The following is a 19,118-nucleotide window of genomic DNA, read 5'->3' as shown; positions in this document are numbered from 1 at the left end:
CTTACAGCCAAGTTGTCTTTTCAGCAAATGGGGTACGCTTTTTTTCGGCAGCAATTTCTTCTGCCGGATAGCCGATGCATAGCGTCCCCACTAATTGCTCCTGCTCAGATGCACCAATAAAATCATGCAGTGCTGTATCATGCACCAAGCCAACGCCTCTTGTACGCCATACCATCCCTAATCCCAGCTGTTCGGCCATCAGCCACATCGACATGATTGCACTGCTTACAGCAAAGACATTATCTTTTGTCGCCCCTTCATCTCCTTCCACAATGGCGGATGTCACAACAATGATCAGTGGTGTTTTCGTGATGGCTTCCATGGAGCTTTTCACTAAATGCGGCTTCGCCGGAAAGCGTTTTTGCAGGTAATCAAGTGCAATCTGCTCGTAGCTTTTTAAACTTTCTCCCTGCAATACATAGAAATGCCACGGCTCACGCATGCGGTCATTTGGTGCATATGTGGCTGCTGTCAATAATGTTTCGATTTTATCCCGTTCTACTTCGCGCGATTCAAAGTTTCGAATCGCACGCCGTTTTTTCAAGGCTTCTAACATAATTCATGCTCCTTTTCTATAAACCAGGCAATTTGATTCCTTATTCCAACCACATCTCCAACCAAAATCATCGATGGATTCGAGATGCCATGAACCTGGATATCCTCTGTAATCGTTTCGAGTGTCCCTATAATCGTCCGCTGCCTGGCAGTTGTGCCCCATTCAATCACAGCAGCAGGGGTTGTTCCGCTTTTGCCATTGGCTATTAAGCTTTTCGTAATGTGAGCAATGTTGCCAATGCTCATATAAAAAGCGACCGTGTCAATTTGAGCAAGAGCAGACCACTTTAAATAGTCCTGCTCCTTTTCAGCGCGGCCATGGCCTGTCACAATGGCAAAGCTTGCCGCGTGATCACGGTGTGTCACAGGAATGCCTGCATAAGCAGGCGCAGCAATCCCGGCGGTTATTCCAGGTACAATTTCAAAGGGAATACCTGCTTCCCGCAAAATGGCTGCTTCTTCTGCGCCGCGTCCAAATACAAAAGGGTCACCGCCCTTTAAGCGCAGCACCTGCCTGCCAAGGTTCGCCTGTTGTACCAGGACCTGATGGATTTCATCCTGAATCAATCCATGCCTGCCCGGCTCTTTTCCGCAGTAAATCAGCTCTGCATCTGCTTTTGCATGTGTTAATAACTCACTATTCACCAGACGGTCATATAAAATGACATCAGCCTGCTGAATGCACTCCAATCCGCGGATTGTCAGCAGTTTGGGGTCACCAGGGCCAGCTCCAACAATATAGACAAATCCTCTCATTGCCTTTCTCCTAAACGCTTAAGCAGCCAGTCTTCACATTTTTGCTTATCCCCTTGCTCCATCCATTCCAAAAGCTGTGGATCCAAAAGCTCTGCCAACAGCTGCTTTTTCTCATTCCCGGTAAACTTCTCCAAGATTCGCTGACGGGCTTCCTTCAAAAAAGATACATACTGGGCGTAATGCTCTCCATATTGCTCTTCTAATTCTCCCTTCACTTTGCGGGTCAGACCCGGGCTCCCGCCAGATGTCGATACGGTCAAAACGAATTCACCGCGGCGGACAACTGCGGGATTAATGAAATCCACCCTCCCCTTTGCATCTGCCCGGCTGAGCAGCTGCCAATGCTGTGCGGCTTCTTCCACTGCATTGTTTACTTCTTCGTCGTTTGTGACAGCGAATATAAGGGCCGCGTCATCTAAATCAGCCGGTTCGAAGGATTTTTCTTTCCATGTCAGAAGGCCTTCATGGATATACTGCTGCAATTTTTCAGTAACCACCGGGCTGATCACAGTTACTTGGGCTTTTGTCGGCAACAGAGCTTCAGCCTTCTGGCGTGCCACATGTCCGCCACCGACAATGACCACCTTCTTATAATCAAGATTCATTAATAACGGGAAATAATTCATGTTTTGCCTCCAAACAAGCTGCCAGCCAATTTTTTACAAGCTGTGGATTCGATGCAAAATGAAAGTGTGTATAGCCGGCTGCAAGATTATCAGTTAAATAGCCTTCCTTCTGAGACCGGAAGCGGCCCTTGCAAAAGTAAGCCGGTGATGAGTGCTCTCCTTCATATGCCGAGTAATGGAATTCATGCCCTTTTGCCTGCTCTCCTTCATTCACTAGGAAGTTGCCAGTAACACCTGTGATTTCCCGATACCCGAGTGCAGCCAATTTATCCTGCATCCTGACCCGGCCCGGAATCACACCGATCATCGGGAATGCCTGTCCTTTTCGATCCACAATTTCTTCTGTTAAATACATAAATCCGCCGCATTCTGCCAATGTCGGCAGACCCTTCTCCAGCGCCGCCTTGATGGAAAGTTTTGATGCTTCATTTTTTGCCAATGCTGCAGCAAACTCTTCCGGGAAGCCGCCGCCGATATAAAGCCCCTGTGCTCTTTCAGGAACTTCCTCGTTGTCGAGCGGTGAGAAGAAATGCAATGCGGCACCATGGGCTCGCAGCAATTCTAAGTTTTCTTCATAGTAAAAATTAAAGGCCGCATCTCTGGCAACCGCAATATGTACTTCCTTTCTTTCCGGCTGTGCATCGAATATCGAAGAGGAAACCTCCAGGACATGGGCTTTCGTTAGTTCCAGAAGCTGATCAATATCGACTGTTTCTTCAATCGCTTCTGCCAGACTTTCAAAATAGAATTCTAAATCACCGCGTTCAATGGCCGGCACCAGCCCCAAATGACGGCTTGGCATCTCGGCTACAGCTCCTTTTGGGAGATAGCCTATGACAGGAATTCCGCATTCTTGTTCAATCGCTGATTTGACAATGTCAAAATGGCTTTTGCTTCCTAATTGATTGGCAAGGACACCAACGATATGGGAGCTTTCATCAAGCATTTGAAAACCTTTGACAATCGCAGCCGCACTTCTTGCCATACTTGCCGCATTGACAATTAAAATGACGGGACTGTTTGTAATCCCGCTAATATGAGCAGCAGAACCTTCATTGGACAATGGGGATTTGCCGTCATAAAAGCCCATCACTCCCTCAATAACTGATACATCAGTATCGCAGCTTGCTCTTGCGACAATAGCACGCACGGTATCATGGGACATCATGAAACTATCAATATTTCGGGAAGGGCGTTTGGTGACAGCAGTATGATACGCCGGGTCAATGTAATCCGGGCCGCACTTAAAGCCCTGCACGGTTAACCCCCGCTTCATCAGTGCACGCATAATGCCGATCGTGAAGGTTGTTTTTCCTACACCGCTTCCAGTTCCGGCCAGAACAAATCGATTCATCCTCTTCCCTCCTCAAAATTGATGCGTGCAATGCTGATGGTCACATTGCCGCTCTTCTTTTTCGCCAGCAGCAATTCCTTCGCCTTTGCATATCTCATGGCCGCCGGCTCGCTGACCCCATACGCGCCGGTATATTTAAAGACAGTGTCCGACGGATTCTGCATAGGAATCTCATTCAGCTCTTCAGGTGTGTATGTAACAAACGGCCAGTTATTTTTAGCTGTTACTTCCAGCAGGGCTGCCTCGTCTTTTTTCAGATTAATAGATGCAATCGCTTTGACACTTTTTTTGCTCAAACCTTGCTCTGCCAATGTCTCATCGATTACTCTTTCAATCTCTGCCATTGACGTGCCTCGATTGCACCCAATCCCAAGAACAATTGATTTTGGACGGTACAGGACGCCATTCTCAAGCAGCCCCTCTTCATGAGGTACTAGAATGCGATCTGTAATAAGGAGTGCCGCTTGAGGCTTCGCCTTGATGGCTTCCTCTATAGATTGATAGATTTTTAGATTGTCCGGCAGTTCCCGGTCGTACATCCACCAATTCTTTTCACCTGTTTCCTGCACGATTGCCACATGCTCTTCATTGACAACCGATGCACTGACAGGTGTTAATTTTTCGTCACTATCCCACATCCACCCGAATTGGGCGCCAAATAAATCGACGGGAATCGTTTTTTGAACATCTGATGCGGTGGTCACAACGGGCGACGCCCCAATCGCATGGGCAAATTCATGGGTTAATGCATTAGCACCGCCAATATGGCCGGATAAAACGCTGATAACAAACTGGCCTTTATCATCAACCACCAGCACGGCAGGATCCTTCTTTTTATCGATCAACAGCGGGGCAATCATGCGGACGACAGCACCGAGGGAAATGATGCAGATAATCCCTTTATACTGCTGGAACAATGCAGGCAATAATAGGCGGACCGTGCCATCAAATAACTGAATTTGCCGCGCTTCTTCATCGCCATGTTCGAATTTTTTCATATAATACAGGTCTGCATACGGGAATGTTTCCGCATAGCTTCTTGCATGCGCCACTCCATGCTTTGTAATGGCAACAAGAGCATAGGGTTTGCGCTTATCAATTACCGGGATTTCACCTTCGCGCAAACTAATCATTCGCCGTCACACCTTTGCGGAAGCCATGTGTGAATGTTTTGTCATATAGCTTCGAGCGGTATTCTTTTTCATGGATATGCGGGTCCAATGCCCAGCCTGCCAGAATCATCGCATGCTTGCGGATTCCGTTGACACGCATCGCTTCGTCCAGCTCAGACAGTGTGGTGCGGACAATTTTCTGATCCGGCCAAGAAGCACGCTGCACAACCGCAACGGGTGTATTGTCTTCCCATCCGGCTGCCTGCAGTTCCTTTGTGATTTTCTTTGTTAAGGTCGCACTCAGAAACATCGCGATTGTACAATGATGGCTGGCTAATGCCTGTAATTTTTCACGCTCCGGCACTGGTGTCCGCCCTTCAGCCCTTGTTAAAATAAGCGTTTGTGTTAAATCCGGAATCGTCAGCTCTGCCCCGACTGCTGCTGCTGAGGCAAAAACAGAACTCACCCCCGGCACAACTTCACAGCCTATATCGTGCTGTTTCAATAGTGCCACTTGCTCCATCGTTGCCCCGTACATCGACGGGTCGCCTGTATGTAGACGTACAACTGTTTTACCAGCATGGACTCGCTCAGCAATGCAATCCACCATTTCTTCAAGATGCATTCCGGCTGTACGGATAATCTCTGCCGACTCCTTGGCTTCCGCCACTAAAGTCTCGCTGACAAGGGAGTCGGTATACATGACAACATCAGCCTTATTTAATAGTTTTAAGCCTTTTACCGTAATTAAATCGGGATCTCCAGGTCCTGCTCCGATAATCCAGATTTTCTTCATTTGCGCACCACCATACATGACAAGTAATTTAACTCTGCACCCCGGAGCTCATGGACATTCCATATGACCTCTTCGTCAGATGTAACCTTTGTTACAACATGTGTTTTGTCCAATAAATCCATTTCCTCCAAAAGATTTAGCATATCGTCCAATACCTTCGCTACTTTAATGAAGACAATCGCATCATGAGTTTCAATCACCCGCCGCATTTCCACCATATTCTCGGTTGCCGGAATCATCGCGACATGGTCATCGCCATCAGCCAGGGGTATTCCCAAGCGATTAACAGAACCATTAAAAGACGAGATGCCAGCTACCGTTTCAATTGGAACATCGGGATGCATCTTCTGCATCAGCTTCATTAAATGGATAAATGTGCTGAACAGCATCGGATCCCCTTCCGTCACAAATGCTACATCTTTTCCCTGAGACAGAAAGCCATAAATCGCTTTTGCGGATTTTGTCCATTCAGCCCTTAATGTCTCTTCGTCTTTTGTCATTGGAAAAACCAAACCAAGCATTTCTTTTTCTCCGGGATTTATATACATGTCTACAATTTGATGGGCGTAGGATTTACTGCCTCTTAATTTTTTTGGATAAGCAATGACCGGGCTTTCCTGCAATTTGCGGAATGCTTTTACCGTGATTAATTCCGGATCTCCCGGCCCGACTCCTAATCCATATAAAGTTCCGATTCTCATTTAGTTCTTTCCTTTCTTTGCAGTCACAATAAAAATGGGATTTAACGGTTGGAAGCGCGTTAAATGCAAAATTGGCTTACTTTTAGAAATCTGTGCCTGCAATACGGATACTTCGCAGCCCAGATTTTTCAAATGCTGCATCGCTTCTGCGAGATTTTCGATCGTGGCAATATTCATAACGAGCCGGCCATTTGGCTGCAGCCGTGAAAGGCATATCTGCAATAAAAGCTCCATATTCCCGCCATTTCCGCCAATAAAAATAGCATTAGGATCAGGAAATTCATCCAGCCTCTCAGGTGCCTTTCCAAGGACGGCCGTGAAATCTGTCCGATGTTTTAATTGATTTTCCAGACAGTTTCCCAAATCACCCTCATTCTTTTCAATCGCATACACCGCACCTTCCCGGGCTATTTTCGCTGCTTCAATCGCAACGGAGCCTGTGCAGGTTCCAATATCCCAGACGATGCTGTTTTCCTTTAGCTCTAACTCCTGCAGACAGAGAGTCCTGATCTCCTTTTTCGTAATCAGGCCTTTATCCGGCTTTCTCTGTACGAACCTGTCATCGGGAATTCCCAGTGAGGCACGCTCCACAGACATACGCTGCTTTAAAATCACCACATTCAATGGAGAAAAGAATGATTGCTGCATTTCGTCCAAGGTGAAAAAGCGGCAGCGTTCATTTTCCCCCTGCAGATTTTCAGCAACAAAGGCATCATACTCCGTCATGCCGAACTCCTTTAAATACGCTGCAATGGCCTGTGGTGTATTCTTTTCATCTGTTAAAATAGCAATCTTTTTCCGCCCGTCAATTCTTTGGGCAAAACCTTTAATAGAACGGCCGTGCAGGCTGACAACATACGCATCCTGCCAGCTCTCCTGCATTTTCGAAAAAGCGAGCTGAACTGAGCTGGTATAAGGATAAATCTCCAATGGAAGCTTTTTTGCCAATACACTGCCAAGCCCATAAAACAGCGGATCACCTGATACCAAAATAACCGTATTGCGTGTTTCCTGCTGCAAATCAGCTGTTAACGCGGACAAGCCGCCCTTGATTACTTTTTTCTCTCCAGTAAATTCCGGGAAAAATTGCAAATGGCGTTCCCCGCCGACCAGGACCTCACATTCATGAATCCAGTCTATGTATGAGGGGAGCAAGCCTGCCGCGCCATTATCCCCGATACCAATCATCTTCATCCAATTTGTCAATATTCTCAGCCTTTCCTAGACAGCTTCCGTTCATGGCATACAGAGTTGTCGATACTTTGACGTTTGCGTTCATATGATTCAGTGCATAATAACAGCAGTTTCGGCAAAGGGCTTCAAAGAATTCTTCGTTTCCCTGCAGGATTTCACCAACCTGTGAAGCCGTATTTGCCTGTAAAATGTCCTGCTGAATTTCCTCGCTGACTTCCACTTTATTGGCCACACCTGCTAAAAACCCGAAACTGACTGGTGCACTTTTCGAGTGCACCATCATAACTCCCTGTGCAACCTTTGAGAATTTCCCCATCATCCCTACAAGAGAGACTTTGGGAATCTTCTTCCTTGCTATATTCTTCAAAGTAAAACCGACAAAGTCGCCCATTTCGATAAAGGCTTCTTCCGGCAAATGCGGATACTGCTTCATGGCAAATTTCTCACTGCGTCCGCCTGTTGTAATGACTAAATGCTCACATCCTGCTTCTTTTGCAACATTGATCGCCTGAGAAATACTCGCCATATAAGCGGAACTGGAAAATGGCACCACCGTTCCCCTTGTTCCTAAAATCGAGATTCCTCCGATAATTCCTAATCGGCCATTCAATGTTTTTTCAGCTATTTCGACACCGTCCGGAACCGAAATGACCACTTCAATGCCCCGATTTACTTTATATTTGTCCATTGCTTCCTGCACGACACCATGGATCATTTTACGCGGCACAGGGTTGATCGCTGCCTGCCCTACCGCTACTGGCAGCCCGGCTTTTGTGACTCTTCCCACACCGATCCCGCCATCTAAATGGATGCCTTCTTTTTTGGCATATGTGACCGTACTTTGAATTCTTGCCTGATGTGTGGCGTCCGGGTCGTCCCCTGCATCCTTGATCGTTTCGCACATGACGCGTCCATCTGACAGATCAAAAGCCGTCACTTTAAAAGTGGCATACTGGCCAACCGGCAGATAAATCGTAACTTCATTGGGCACCTCTCCGGTCACAAGTGCCTGCAGCGCTGCCTTTGTCATGGCTGCGGCACAGGCACCTGTCGTAAAGCCGTGCCGCATTTGGGATGGATCTTTTTTAGTTCGCTGCTTTTGCCCGTTCATCCGCCATAATCGAAATGGCATTCAGCGCAGCGACCGTCACTGTACTGCCACCCTTTCTCCCTGCATTCGTAATAAATGGGATCCCTTCAAGCACAGCCAGCTCGGCTTTAGACTCTGCAGCTGATACAAAGCCGACTGGCATGCCAATAATTAAGTCAGGTTTTGCGAGGCCTTCTTTAATTAAACGAATCAATTCCAGCAGCGCAGTTGGCGCATTGCCGATAGCATAGATGCCCCCTTCATGCAGACTTGTTGCTTTTTGCATGGAAATGATCGCACGAGTTGTTCCCTGAGACTTCGCCTCCTTTGAAACGTCTTCATCCGCGATATAACAATGCAGATCCCCGCCATGCTTTTGGAATCGCTTGCGTCCTGACCCGCTTTCAATCATCTGCACATCTGCCACTACATGACGGCCCGCTAAAATGGATTGAATCCCTGCTTCAATGGCATCTGCTGTAAAAATCATGCTTCTGCCCAGCTCAAAATCTGCCGAAGCATGGATAACGCGCCGAACCACCAGCCACTGCTCATCTGTAAATGGATGCTCGCCCATCTCCTCTTTAATAAGCGCGAAACTGTGATCATAAATTTTATCCGGATCTACCGTTAACGGTACAAATGTGGTATTAAAGTTCATGTTTGCCATGTGTAAAGCCCTCCCAATTTTTGAATCACTTCTTCGAAAGAAGTGCAGAAGTTTTCATAATGAAGTGGCGGCCGCTTAATCAAAATAACAGGAATCCCCAATTCCAGGGCAGCGGTCATTTTTTCATCCACCGAACCCACTTTGCCGCTTTCTTTCGTAATCATCAATGTCACATCGTATTGCTCACAAAGAGCTTTGTTTAATGATTCGGAAAATGGTCCCTGGATCGCAATAATGTCCTTTTGTTTAACGCCAAGCTTATGGCATTTTTCCATGTTTCCTATGTTTGGAAGCATCCTGCATACAAGCCGGATCTCCTCACGCATTAAATACTTTGTGAAGATTTCCAGTGTTTTGCTGCCGGTTGTCAGCATGATTGTCCCTTTATGCGATTGAGCCAATTTTGCTGCTTCCTCATAACTTTCGGCTTCAGTGATGAGCGGTGAGGTAAACTGTTCATTTGGCCTTTCGTAACGTATGTAAGGAATGCTGCATGCTTCAGCTGCTGCCATGGCCGTTTTTGACGCTTCTTCCGCATAGGGGTGACTGGCATCAATCACAGTGGTCATCTCCTGCATCTGAATCAGTTCAATCATGTCATTTTCTGACAGCCGCCCCACTTTAAAAGAAATGCCTTCAGCTTTCAAGCTGTCTGCTGCCGATTCTGTGACAACGGTTGCCAATAAAGGATAACCTTGATTTTTCAATTGAATGGCTAATGCTCTCGCATCACTTGTGCCTGCTAAAAATAAAATCATGAGATCCTCCTAATCCCCGCATGGTGCCGGCTCTACTTCGATCCTGGAGCTCATATCCTGATAAGTAAAATACTGAATTTTTTTCACGCGCTTAAAATATTTAAAAAGCCGTTCATTCGGATGTGCATTTTCTTTGTATTCTTCGATAATCTCCTTTAATAACGGCACCAGCTGATCAGGTTCAATTCCCTCTGCCACCGGCTGGGCAGCATGTGCTGTCCGGCCAACCGGCTTTGCCCCGATAAATAAATCAAACTTCTTCTTGCGGTAAACAATGCCGATATCATCAAATACCGCCCGATAACAGGCCATACCGCAGCCATTAAAGCCAATATGCAGTTCCTTTGGAAGCCTTAAGCCGCCAAGTTCAGCTGCAATTTCCTCTGCATATGGAATGGATTCTGCCTTCTCCCCGTAGCAAAAATCGCAGGCTTTTACATTTAGAACATCACCCGCCGGCATGACTGTCAGATCGTGCTGTTCGAGTTTTTCGACAATGGAATGAGGCCGTACAGTAGGGATTTTGATTAAAAATCGGTGATCCGGTGTATATTCCATGGTGCCTTTCTCGCCAACAGCTTCTGCCAATATGCGCATTTGATCAGCTGTAATAAATTTATTGGCTACACCAGGCGAAACCGCAAATTCAAAAATATCTTCGATTGGCTGCTGCACTAAATGTGTTTGGTCAATCTCCGATTTCGTCACCATTGATAAAGCCTTTAAAGCCATATTCAATGAACTGGATTCTTGTTTTTTGCTTTCAATTTGCTCGTAGCCGGGCACTGCTTCCCCGGTTTCCTGATTTAATGCCCATGGCTCCGCTTCCTTTTTTAAACGCTGATGCGGCTTTAAGCTTTGCTTCTCTTCCCCAAGCGTATACTTGCGCTGGTAGCCTCTCGGCGTAATGATTTTATTGTCATAAAAGAAAGTGGAGGAATTCCCGATCACAACTGTTGTCAGCATGCCTATATCGTGATCAAGCATTTCCGCCAGTGTCGTCAGAATGACATTCTGATTTTCACGGTAAGCACTTTTCACAAGCCCCACTGGTGTATCAGGAGAACGATATTTTAATAGAATCCTTTGTGCCTCGACAATCTGCCGTGTCCGCCGGCCGCTTTTCGGGTTATATAATGCAATGACAAAATCTGCCATTCCTGCTGCTTCAATGCGCTTTTCGATTACCGTCCAGGGTGTTAAATGGTCACTCAGACTGATGGTGCAGGAGTCATGCATGACAGGTGCACCCAGTAAGCTCGCACATGAATTAATCGCAGAGATGCCAGGAACAATTTCCACTTCGATTCCTTCTTCTTCTTTCCAGCCCAATTCGATCAGCACTTCATACACTAGGCCGGCCATGCCGTAAACGCCCGAGTCACCGCTCGAAATCACAGAAACAATTTGGCCGGCTTCCGCTCTTTTCACTGCATCCTGCGCACGGGATACCTCTTCAGTCATCCCTGTGCTGACAATCGAACTTGCTGTTACGTGTGTCTCGATCAGATCTACGTAAGTTTTATAGCCAATAATGCAATCACTCTGCTGCAGCGCATCCACAGCCCGCTTGGTTATATGCTCACGATCGCCCGGACCAAAGCCGACAACAAAGATTTTTCCCTTTTTCATAGGCTTACCTCCAATTAAGAAATGCACATGCGCCATGTCTGCTGCCGTACTGCTCGAGCAGGCGGCCTGCGCCATCTAATTCTCAAAGTTCAATGCTTCTTGCAAAATAAAAAATGCCTGCACTCCTTTTCAAAGGAATACAGGCATATGAAATGACAGTATAAAAATAAGCATACTGAAACCCAAAAACAATTGATCATAATTGTCCCGCCTATACTTCTCCCTCCGAAAAGCAAGTGTCGTTTAAATAAGCAGGTTTCCTGACTTAAGCTTCTTCTTACTCTTACACCTTCCCGATTTCTCAGTGGCATTGTAATTTCATCAGCTCTTACAGTAGCGGGGGCTGCACCAGACTTTCACTGGTTTCCCTTTTACCTCACAAAGTGAGCACTTATTTAAATTGATATATTAATTTTTTACTAATATAACATATAATGACCAAATTTGACATATTATTTTTTTCATAATTTTTTTAATGCTGTGTTAGTAGCTTTGGCATTATAAAATTCATGCCGTTTATACCGGACCATAGAAACCATTCCAAGAATCGGTCCAATCGCTAAAGAGGCAAAGACCCATTCCCAGCCAACTAACCTCTGAATAATAGGAATAAGGTTTATAGAAAATATAGTGATCAGGAAACCAAAACACATTTGAAAAGTCAGGGCTGTTCCTACATACTCAATTTCAGAAACTTCTGAAACCGCAGCAGAAAACTGGGCAGAATCTGCGATGACAGACATTCCCCAAATGATAGAAAGGAAACTTTGTGGATGATGTAACTATGTACCGCCACACTTTTTATTGCCTTGCATTCATAAGTTTTCCAGCACCGGTAATATTAAGAGTAATGCAGAAAATAATGGTGATTTACTTATGACTAAACAGACTTAAGGATGAAGTCCAGCATGAGGTATGGGAAAAATCCTTTTTATTCCAATAAATTCTAATATAGTCAAAAAACAAATGTACGCTTTGGTCTTACTTTAATAAACATCCTATCCCCTTTAGCAAAAAAAGAACACAAGATAAAAAGTTGATGAATAACGCCGGAGTAGGAGCTCAGAGCTCAGTTTTACCACAGCCAGATACCAAATCATGAAACGGAGGTGAACCAGATAAAGGAGCAGCCAATACCAGACAGATTGAAGATATCCCCATTTTTAGTATTTTATTTAATTATGTCCATGCAAATTGGCATTGGGGTTCTTAGCTATCAGAGACATATCGCAAAGGATGCAGGCTATGATGCATGGATTTCCATCCTGTTTGCCGGGGGATGCATACATGTCATCCTTTGGATGATTTATAAAATTGCCGAAACGGTTGATGGAGATTTTCTGACAGCCCATAAGTACCTTCTAGGCAATTTGATAGGCATAGCAATCAGTTCCATTTTCATAGGTTACTTTTTTATGTATGTCTTAGCTATAGCACGAACATTTATCGAAGTCATTCAAGTGTGGATGTTTCCGAATCTGAGCACTTTCTGGTTCTCCTTTGGCTTCATGATACTTTGTACTTATATCATTTTTGGAGGGTTCAGAACGGTAGTCGGTATAGCCTTTTTCGGCCTTGTATTGCCTTCTTATCTCCTTCTCACATTTGGCTGGGCCATTAAATTCTCGAATTTCTATAATCTCCTCCCAATTTGGGATCATTCCGTTAAGGAACTTCTCATCGGCAGCGGCACCGAATTTTTCTGTACCAATTAAAGGAGGGGCAAAATTAGTCGCTATTGATTTAAAAACTAATACAATAAGAAAAGTATATACCTTTACAGAAGATGTTGTCCTGCCAACAACTTATCTGAATGATGTCCGATTTGATTTTCGTGTTGGAAAAGCGGGTTATGCATATATAACGGATTCATCTTCCAAAGGACCAGGAGCTATTATCGTTGTTGATTTAGAAAATGGAAACGCGTTTAGACGGTTGAATGGGGCAAATTCAACTTCACCCGATTCTTATTTTTTACCGAAAGTAGAAGGTGAAATTTTGATGAACCGAAACCAAGATGGTTCAACATCTCCATTTAGATTGGCGTCTGATGGCATAGCGATTTCTCCCGATGGAAAGGTTTTATTTTTTTGTCCACTTACCAGTCGGCATTTGTATTCAATCTCAACAGAAGCTCTAAGAGACAGAACGATACCTGACATGGATTTACTTTATCAGGTGGAGTACCGGGGAGAAAAAGGTGCATCTGATGGAATGATCACTGGGGCAAAAGGAACCATTTATGCCGGAGACTATGAAAACAACAGTATTCGAAAGATATTGCCGAATGGCATAATGGAAACAATCGCTCACGATCCGAGAATTTTATGGCCAGATACTTTTTCAATTGGGCCGGATCAATACTTATATGTCATCGTGAACCAATTACATCGGCAGGCAAGGTTTCATTATGGAAAGGATCTGCGACAGAAACCTTATAGTTTACTTCGTATGAAAATTGATGAATTCCCTGCTCCTACCTTTTCGTAATAAAAAATAGTTGAAATTTTTACATTACGTCAGGAGAGGTTTAATCGGTTATTATGCGTTTGGCGTGCTGCAAATGTAAATAAAGCTTAATGATAATAGGCGAAAAAGACAGATTCTAAATATAGAGTCTTTCTTTTTATTTTAGAAAAAAATAAAATACCCCACTCAAAAATGAGCAGGGCATATAAAACACTTAAACTTAGAAATAATGAATTGGTTTTCTTCATTATAATAGCCTTTTTATAATATTTTTTTCAAGAATTACCTCTACTCTTTGCTTTCCCGCTATTTGTTGTACGGTTCACCGTAGTTATTTAAGAGGCAAAAAAGGCGTTGGTTTTTTAACTGCCAATGCCTTTTTTATTATGTCTCTCAATTTGTGTTGGGTTATATCCCAAAAGTGATAGAAATAGCAACCCTTACTTATTGTATCATAGGACTTTATTATTTTGAATTGCCTGAGCTAGCCGAATACCAATGACCTATATTTGAGTCACAATATATGAATCTATGGAGCTCAATATAGATGTGACGCTTTCTCCGATGGCAGCAGTTCACACCACCAGCATTTTCCTAAACCTGTCAAAAAAACTCACGATAAGCAGTTGATTATTGTCACGTCCATACTGTATGATACATAGTATCAACCATATAGTGTATGACATATAGTATATCAAGCGAGGTGATTGAATGAGCACGCTGCTGAATTCGTTAACAACAGAACTGCGCAGAGGGACATTGACGCTGGCAGTGCTGAGCCAGCTTCGGACACCGCAATACGGATATTCACTGGTTCAGTTATTGGAGGATTCCGGCATTAATATTGATCAGAGCACGTTATATCCATTGCTGCGGCGTCTGGAAAAACAGGAGCTTGTCACGAGCAGCTGGGATCATACGGAGAGCCGGCCGCGCAAGTATTATGTTTTAAGCGAACTGGGTCTGGAGACATTTCTGCAACTGAGAGAAGAATGGATTAAGAATTCCAAACAGCTTTTCGGGCTGTTAAAGGGGGATGAGGAAGATGAATTTAATTGAAGTATATATACAGGAAGTGACCCGGAGACTGCCTGAAAAGAGCCGTGCGGATATCGCACTCGAGCTGCAGTCAACAATCGGGGATATGCTTCCGGATGATTACAATGAGGAAGATGTTAAAGATGTCCTCAGCAAATTGGGCAGTCCCGCAGCCCTGGCGGCAGGATACCGGGATCAGCCGATGCATTTAATCGGGCCGCGCTATTTCGATGTATATGTATCACTGTTAAAAATGATCCTGCCGATAGCCGCAGCGATTTCATTGATTTCGATTGCTGCCGAGTTTATATTTAATTTTAACCGTGACGAAACGATCATCAATGCCATACTCGAATTAATGGGCTACGGAATTTGGAGACTCATTGAAGTGGCCGTCCAGGTGTTTTTCTGGCTGACGATTGTATTCGCCGTTATTGAGAGGATGGATAAAGGAAAAGAGCAGCATCCTTTATCACCAAGCTTAAAACCATGGACTCCGGAGGATTTGAAAAGCATTACGTATATTCCGAAGAAAAGAGCCATTTCCAAGTTTGAGGTGTTCGGAAGCTTAATGTGGACTGCCATTTGGGCAACCCTTTACTTTTATGCCGACCGGCTGATGGGTGTCTATAGGGGCGGAGGTGAAGGACTGGAGTTCAAGATTCCCGCGGTCAACCAGGATGTGCTGCTCGGATACTGGCCGATCGTCGTGGTCATCATTGCGCTCGAAGCGGGACTCGCTCTATACAAACTCATTATTGGCCAATGGACGAAAAGAATGGCCATCTTCAATACCATCCTTGAACTGTTTGCCACCATCATGTTCATCTTCATCCTGCTGAACCCGAATTTGCTCCAGCAGGAATTTGTAATTTACATGACTGATTTATTTTCAATATCAGCTGCCCAATTGAAGAGCTGGCTGCTCAGCAGCATCATCATTATTTTCATCATTTATGCAGGAATCAGTATTTATGATGGAATCCGCAAATCGAGAATCACCTCTTAAACAAAAACAGACACACTGATGGTTCCAGTGTGTCTATTTTTTACAAATTAAAAATAATCCCCATAATCGAGTAAATAATCACCGTCGAAAAAAGAACTGTCATATGGACAAGTGAAAAGATAAACAGGGATTTCGCCCACTTTTCCGGGTCCATCCGCTTGTAGCCGTAGATACTGAGTGCCAGCCAGGCAATCCCGAGGAGCAGGGCTACGAGCATAAGGCCGATGCTTAAGGACCCTAACAGAAAGCTGATCCCAATCAGAATAACTAAGTAAATATTCGTCTGGATATACGTCCTTCTAACACCTTTAACGACAGGCAGCATCGGCACATTCGCCGCTTTATATTCATCATGTTTCCGGATTGCAATCGCATAAAAGTGCGGCATTTGCCAGATGATGGTGATGATGAACAGGCCAAGGATCGCAGGATGCGTGATATCCGGATGGATGGAAGCCCAGCCGATAAGCGGCGGCATCGCACCTGAAATGCTTCCGATCTCCGTGTTATAAATGGTTCTTCGTTTGCTCCACATCGTGTAAGGGACCACATAAAAAAACAGCCCCAAAAATCCAAGCAGCCCCGCTAACGGAGTCGTAAAGGCAAGAGCGAGGATTCCAAACAAAGACATGAAGGCAGCAAGCCACAATACCTGCTTTGGCTTGATTTCCCCTGTAACAGTTGGTCGGCTTTGGGTCCGCTTCATGATCGAATCGATATCACGGTCATATAAATTATTAAACGCCCCTGCTGCCCCCATTACAAGGCTTGAACCTATAAAGGCCAGCAGAATCTCGGGCAGCTTCTCCAGAAGGCCGAAGTCATACGTATATAAGGCCAGTGTTAATCCTGCAAACATCGGGATTAGATTGGATTTAATAATCCCTGTTTTGACTGTCAGTGCGAGGATCTTTGATAAAGGCCGTCCCTGCGACTTCAGGGTTTCTTCCTCTTTCATGATCAATTCTTCCCCTTTTAATTATTCTCTCTTTCTCTATACGCCAAAACTCATTATACACCTATTATAACAGGAGTTGGTACTCAATGATTTCTGAAAAATCCCAATGCTGGTGAACTCTCTGCAAAACGAAAAGAGAACTTTGCCTGCCGCTTAGTCCTCCCTGTTGATTCTAACATTATTTGCATGGTAATGGGGACTTATAATCGTGACATCTTTGTTTCATTTCAATCAGAAAATAATTCCCCCTGGACCTGACCCAATTTCTTCACGTTTTACCTTCTGGATATAGGATTCCTTTTCAAAGGTATGGATGTACCGGTTTAATTTGTAATAGCCGATATCATTAACCGTATAAAAAATGATTACCGGTTTTCCATTTTTATAGAAAAAATGAGGATGTAGGATATCTGGAATTTCCTTCAATTCATCCCACGGGTGAATAAAATTTAAGTAGTCTTCTATTCGCGGATTCCGCTCGTCTATATCTGAACGCATCTCTTCTCTGTAATCATCCGTATAAGGCAAAATCCGATCCTGTCCCCATGAACAGCCATGCCATATCGCCCCAAATTCATAAAGCTCATGCAAAGCAATCGCTGCCTGCAGATAAGATAAAGGTGACCTATCCCCATCAATCGCACCCATAAAGTCATCCAATGCGAACTGAGGCTTAGGAGGACTGAGAAAAAAGTCATCCATTTGGTCGCATAGGTCAGGATCAGGAAGCTCCACTGCAGCTGGAATCGCCCAGACCACTCCATTGCCGTTTCTGCCGCTGTAATATTGATAGCCTCTTAGCTTGTATTCATTTTTGATCTTTAATTGAGAGAATCCATGGATGATATCTTCTGGATTCTCAGCTGAGATGCTCCAGCCGGCTGGAGGTTCGATTCGGCCTGAATCATCAGCAAGATTCACGATGATATTTGGCTTAACGGCTGAGGCGGTGAATATGGTCAGGTTTTTCATTTATGATTATCTCCCTTTGAATTATGTCATCATCTTTCTTCATTAATTGTACGACGCAGCCCTGTTAAATTTTCAGATAGGTGGATCAAAAAATGAAAACACCTGTCCTCTAAGTCCAATGCGTACTTGAGGTCAGGTGCCTGATTTGGAACAAATGGTGAAGATGAAGATTGTACGAAGTGTTTTTCTGGAGGATTACTGATTGTTCAGCTTATAGATCTGCCGGGAGTGCTCTGAAATCTTCTGATCATAATAAGCAAGATCATGTCTTGAAATAGCTGATTCTTTAAGATCCGCAATCTGTTCAATAGCCTGATCTGCTTTCGCATCAATAGCAGACAATTTTTCATTCATTTCATTCATTTTAACATTAGTGGCAGCAACACTTTGAATCAATTGCTGGATAAGATCCTCATGCCGTTTTAAGTCCGCTGTCAGCCTTTTATCCATCGAGCTGACTTTTTGATCCAGAGCGACAAGCCTTTTATCCATCGAGCTGACTTTTTGATCCAGAGCGTCCAGTCTTTTGTCCATGGAATCAACCTTATGATCTAATGATTCAAGCTTGTTCAGGATTAAATTAAGTACTTTTTCCACCTTTTTCACCTCCTTCTCGTATCATTATATCAGGAACTATGTCAAATTAGACAAGAATTTTGGGATCTTAGCTAGTCCGGATAGCAGTCAAAATGTGCGGCTGCCTTAGTATACACCTCTTTAGAAAGTGCCTATCCCCATACTGTTATGCTGGACAGGCACTCTTAAGCCGGCAAAGAAGCTATCTGCTGCTACTCTTTCTTCCTTTCAATGATATAATTCCGCTTCCCTTTTTGAACCGAGTAAGTATCAGTGGTTCTTTCCATAACAAAGCTGAAGGTATTTTCCTTGCGCTTGGATATTTTGGATGCCAGCTTCTCTGTCCGGTCATATTTCATAGAAACCTCTTTTTCAGCAGCATTAAGTCTAAAACAGTGCCCGCCACTCACATAAACGTTTGAGGTATCATGGCCCTCAGGCATGATGGCATCTATATGATGAAGCGCAAACCACACACATTCATCGTGCCCAGGCGAAGTATGAGGAAACCAGTACATGTCCATTCCACCTGGAATTCGTACGGGTGCAGCTCTGCAGGGTCCAAGTATGGTTTTTGAACCGCTAGATGCACCATTCAAATCGAAGCCATAATAATTGATGCTTTCGTCTATAATCTCAGTCGGTTTCATCTTTACCATAAACGTATAATTCCCTTCCAAAACCAAACTGCAGCATTCACCTATTTCGTTAAAATGGGCCCTGATTGATTTCGTTTCAGGAATGATTATGTACTTCTTGATTAGTAATGCATTCATTGTAATTAATACCCTCCCTTAAACTTCACTATTTAAAAAATGCAAATTAAGGAGTATACTAACTTATGAGCTGGTA

The 19,118-nt window shown here is 44.3% G+C and carries 20 protein-coding genes, 1 pseudogene and 1 riboswitch; of the genes and pseudogenes, 4 read left to right on the top strand and 17 right to left on the bottom strand.

The annotated features are described in order from the left end of the window. Position 1: 1 nt before the first annotated feature. The 13 genes from BFI01S_RS03060 to BFI01S_RS03000 form a co-directional block, all read right to left on the bottom strand. On the bottom strand, positions 2 to 556 hold the full coding sequence (locus BFI01S_RS03060) for a nitroreductase family protein (RefSeq protein ID WP_061791281.1): 555 nt from the start codon (positions 554 to 556) through the stop codon (positions 2 to 4). Continuing rightward, positions 550 to 1,311 carry a uroporphyrinogen-III C-methyltransferase gene (gene cobA / locus BFI01S_RS03055; protein ID WP_061791280.1) on the bottom strand — a complete coding sequence of 254 codons (762 nt, stop codon included), beginning with the start codon at positions 1,309 to 1,311 and terminating at the stop codon, positions 550 to 552. The genes BFI01S_RS03060 and cobA overlap by 7 nt, the downstream gene beginning before the upstream one ends. Further along, entirely contained in the window at positions 1,308 to 1,937 is a 630-nt protein-coding gene (locus tag BFI01S_RS03050; protein ID WP_061791279.1) for a precorrin-2 dehydrogenase/sirohydrochlorin ferrochelatase family protein, read from the bottom strand. Before BFI01S_RS03050 ends, cobA begins: the two co-directional genes overlap by 4 nt. Then, positions 1,906 to 3,291: a cobyrinic acid a,c-diamide synthase CobB gene (locus tag BFI01S_RS03045; protein ID WP_061791278.1), complete on the bottom strand. Its 1,386-nt coding sequence runs from the start codon at positions 3,289 to 3,291 to the stop codon at positions 1,906 to 1,908. Before BFI01S_RS03045 ends, BFI01S_RS03050 begins: the two co-directional genes overlap by 32 nt. Beyond that, on the bottom strand, positions 3,288 to 4,424 hold the full coding sequence (locus BFI01S_RS03040; protein WP_061791277.1) for a cobalt-precorrin 5A hydrolase: 1,137 nt from the start codon (positions 4,422 to 4,424) through the stop codon (positions 3,288 to 3,290). Before BFI01S_RS03040 ends, BFI01S_RS03045 begins: the two co-directional genes overlap by 4 nt. After that, a complete protein-coding gene (gene cobM, locus BFI01S_RS03035) occupies positions 4,417 to 5,199 on the bottom strand; it encodes a precorrin-4 C(11)-methyltransferase (protein ID WP_061791276.1) in 783 nt (260 codons plus the stop codon). The genes BFI01S_RS03040 and cobM overlap by 8 nt, the downstream gene beginning before the upstream one ends. Then, positions 5,196 to 5,900: a precorrin-2 C(20)-methyltransferase gene (cobI, locus tag BFI01S_RS03030; RefSeq protein WP_061791275.1), complete on the bottom strand. Its 705-nt coding sequence runs from the start codon at positions 5,898 to 5,900 to the stop codon at positions 5,196 to 5,198. Before cobI ends, cobM begins: the two co-directional genes overlap by 4 nt. Then, entirely contained in the window at positions 5,901 to 7,094 is a 1,194-nt protein-coding gene (locus tag BFI01S_RS03025; protein WP_061791274.1) for a bifunctional cobalt-precorrin-7 (C(5))-methyltransferase/cobalt-precorrin-6B (C(15))-methyltransferase, read from the bottom strand. Continuing rightward, positions 7,069 to 8,205 carry a cobalt-precorrin-5B (C(1))-methyltransferase gene (locus tag BFI01S_RS03020; RefSeq protein ID WP_061791273.1) on the bottom strand — a complete coding sequence of 379 codons (1,137 nt, stop codon included), beginning with the start codon at positions 8,203 to 8,205 and terminating at the stop codon, positions 7,069 to 7,071. Before BFI01S_RS03020 ends, BFI01S_RS03025 begins: the two co-directional genes overlap by 26 nt. Beyond that, positions 8,180 to 8,854, bottom strand: a complete 675-nt coding sequence (locus tag BFI01S_RS03015; protein ID WP_061791272.1) for a precorrin-8X methylmutase — start codon at positions 8,852 to 8,854, stop codon at positions 8,180 to 8,182. The genes BFI01S_RS03020 and BFI01S_RS03015 overlap by 26 nt, the downstream gene beginning before the upstream one ends. Beyond that, positions 8,842 to 9,612 carry a precorrin-6A reductase gene (gene cobK / locus BFI01S_RS03010; protein WP_061791271.1) on the bottom strand — a complete coding sequence of 257 codons (771 nt, stop codon included), beginning with the start codon at positions 9,610 to 9,612 and terminating at the stop codon, positions 8,842 to 8,844. The genes BFI01S_RS03015 and cobK overlap by 13 nt, the downstream gene beginning before the upstream one ends. A 9-nt stretch (positions 9,613 to 9,621) precedes the next feature. Then, positions 9,622 to 11,244 (bottom strand): precorrin-3B C(17)-methyltransferase, encoded by a 1,623-nt coding sequence (gene cobJ / locus BFI01S_RS03005; protein ID WP_061791270.1) that lies wholly within the window; start codon positions 11,242 to 11,244, stop codon positions 9,622 to 9,624. A gap of 233 nt (positions 11,245 to 11,477) precedes the next feature. Further along, positions 11,478 to 11,654, bottom strand: a riboswitch (cobalamin riboswitch). Positions 11,655 to 11,705: 51 nt separating this feature from the next. Then, positions 11,706 to 11,987, bottom strand: coding sequence for an MFS transporter (locus BFI01S_RS03000; RefSeq protein ID WP_061791269.1), 282 nt, complete (start codon positions 11,985 to 11,987; stop codon positions 11,706 to 11,708). Positions 11,988 to 12,425: 438 nt separating this feature from the next. Between BFI01S_RS03000 and BFI01S_RS02995 the strand changes: the two genes are divergently transcribed. The 4 genes and pseudogenes from BFI01S_RS02995 (at position 12,426) to BFI01S_RS02980 (ending at position 15,760) form a co-directional block, all read left to right on the top strand. After that, a complete protein-coding gene (locus BFI01S_RS02995; protein WP_309229211.1) occupies positions 12,426 to 12,959 on the top strand; it encodes a GerAB/ArcD/ProY family transporter in 534 nt (177 codons plus the stop codon). Further along, positions 12,928 to 13,734, top strand: a pseudogene (locus tag BFI01S_RS02990) (L-dopachrome tautomerase-related protein); the annotation flags it as partial. The gene BFI01S_RS02995 and the pseudogene BFI01S_RS02990, both read left to right, overlap by 32 nt. Positions 13,735 to 14,424: 690 nt before the next feature. Further along, positions 14,425 to 14,772, top strand: a complete 348-nt coding sequence (locus tag BFI01S_RS02985; protein WP_019382190.1) for a PadR family transcriptional regulator — start codon at positions 14,425 to 14,427, stop codon at positions 14,770 to 14,772. Further along, positions 14,759 to 15,760 (top strand): HAAS signaling domain-containing protein, encoded by a 1,002-nt coding sequence (locus BFI01S_RS02980; RefSeq protein ID WP_061791268.1) that lies wholly within the window; start codon positions 14,759 to 14,761, stop codon positions 15,758 to 15,760. The genes BFI01S_RS02985 and BFI01S_RS02980 overlap by 14 nt, the downstream gene beginning before the upstream one ends. A gap of 40 nt (positions 15,761 to 15,800) precedes the next feature. On the opposite strand, the gene cyoE is transcribed toward BFI01S_RS02980, so the two are convergent. The 4 genes from cyoE to BFI01S_RS02960 form a co-directional block, all read right to left on the bottom strand. Next, complete coding sequence (gene cyoE / locus BFI01S_RS02975) at positions 15,801 to 16,718, bottom strand: heme o synthase (RefSeq protein ID WP_061791267.1); 918 nt, start codon at positions 16,716 to 16,718, stop codon at positions 15,801 to 15,803. A gap of 231 nt (positions 16,719 to 16,949) precedes the next feature. Beyond that, positions 16,950 to 17,690, bottom strand: coding sequence for a hypothetical protein (locus BFI01S_RS02970; protein WP_061791266.1), 741 nt, complete (start codon positions 17,688 to 17,690; stop codon positions 16,950 to 16,952). Positions 17,691 to 17,885: 195 nt separating this feature from the next. Continuing rightward, positions 17,886 to 18,287, bottom strand: coding sequence for a hypothetical protein (locus BFI01S_RS02965; protein ID WP_061791265.1), 402 nt, complete (start codon positions 18,285 to 18,287; stop codon positions 17,886 to 17,888). A gap of 191 nt (positions 18,288 to 18,478) precedes the next feature. Then, complete coding sequence (locus BFI01S_RS02960) at positions 18,479 to 19,042, bottom strand: competence protein ComK (RefSeq protein ID WP_061791264.1); 564 nt, start codon at positions 19,040 to 19,042, stop codon at positions 18,479 to 18,481. Positions 19,043 to 19,118: the final 76 nt, after the last annotated feature.

It is taken from the genome of Cytobacillus firmus NBRC 15306 (assembly GCF_001591465.1).
In the GTDB taxonomy this organism is placed as follows: Bacteria; Bacillota; Bacilli; order Bacillales; family Cytobacillaceae; genus Cytobacillus; species Cytobacillus firmus.
This window is presented reverse-complemented; position numbering and strand designations above follow the sequence as displayed.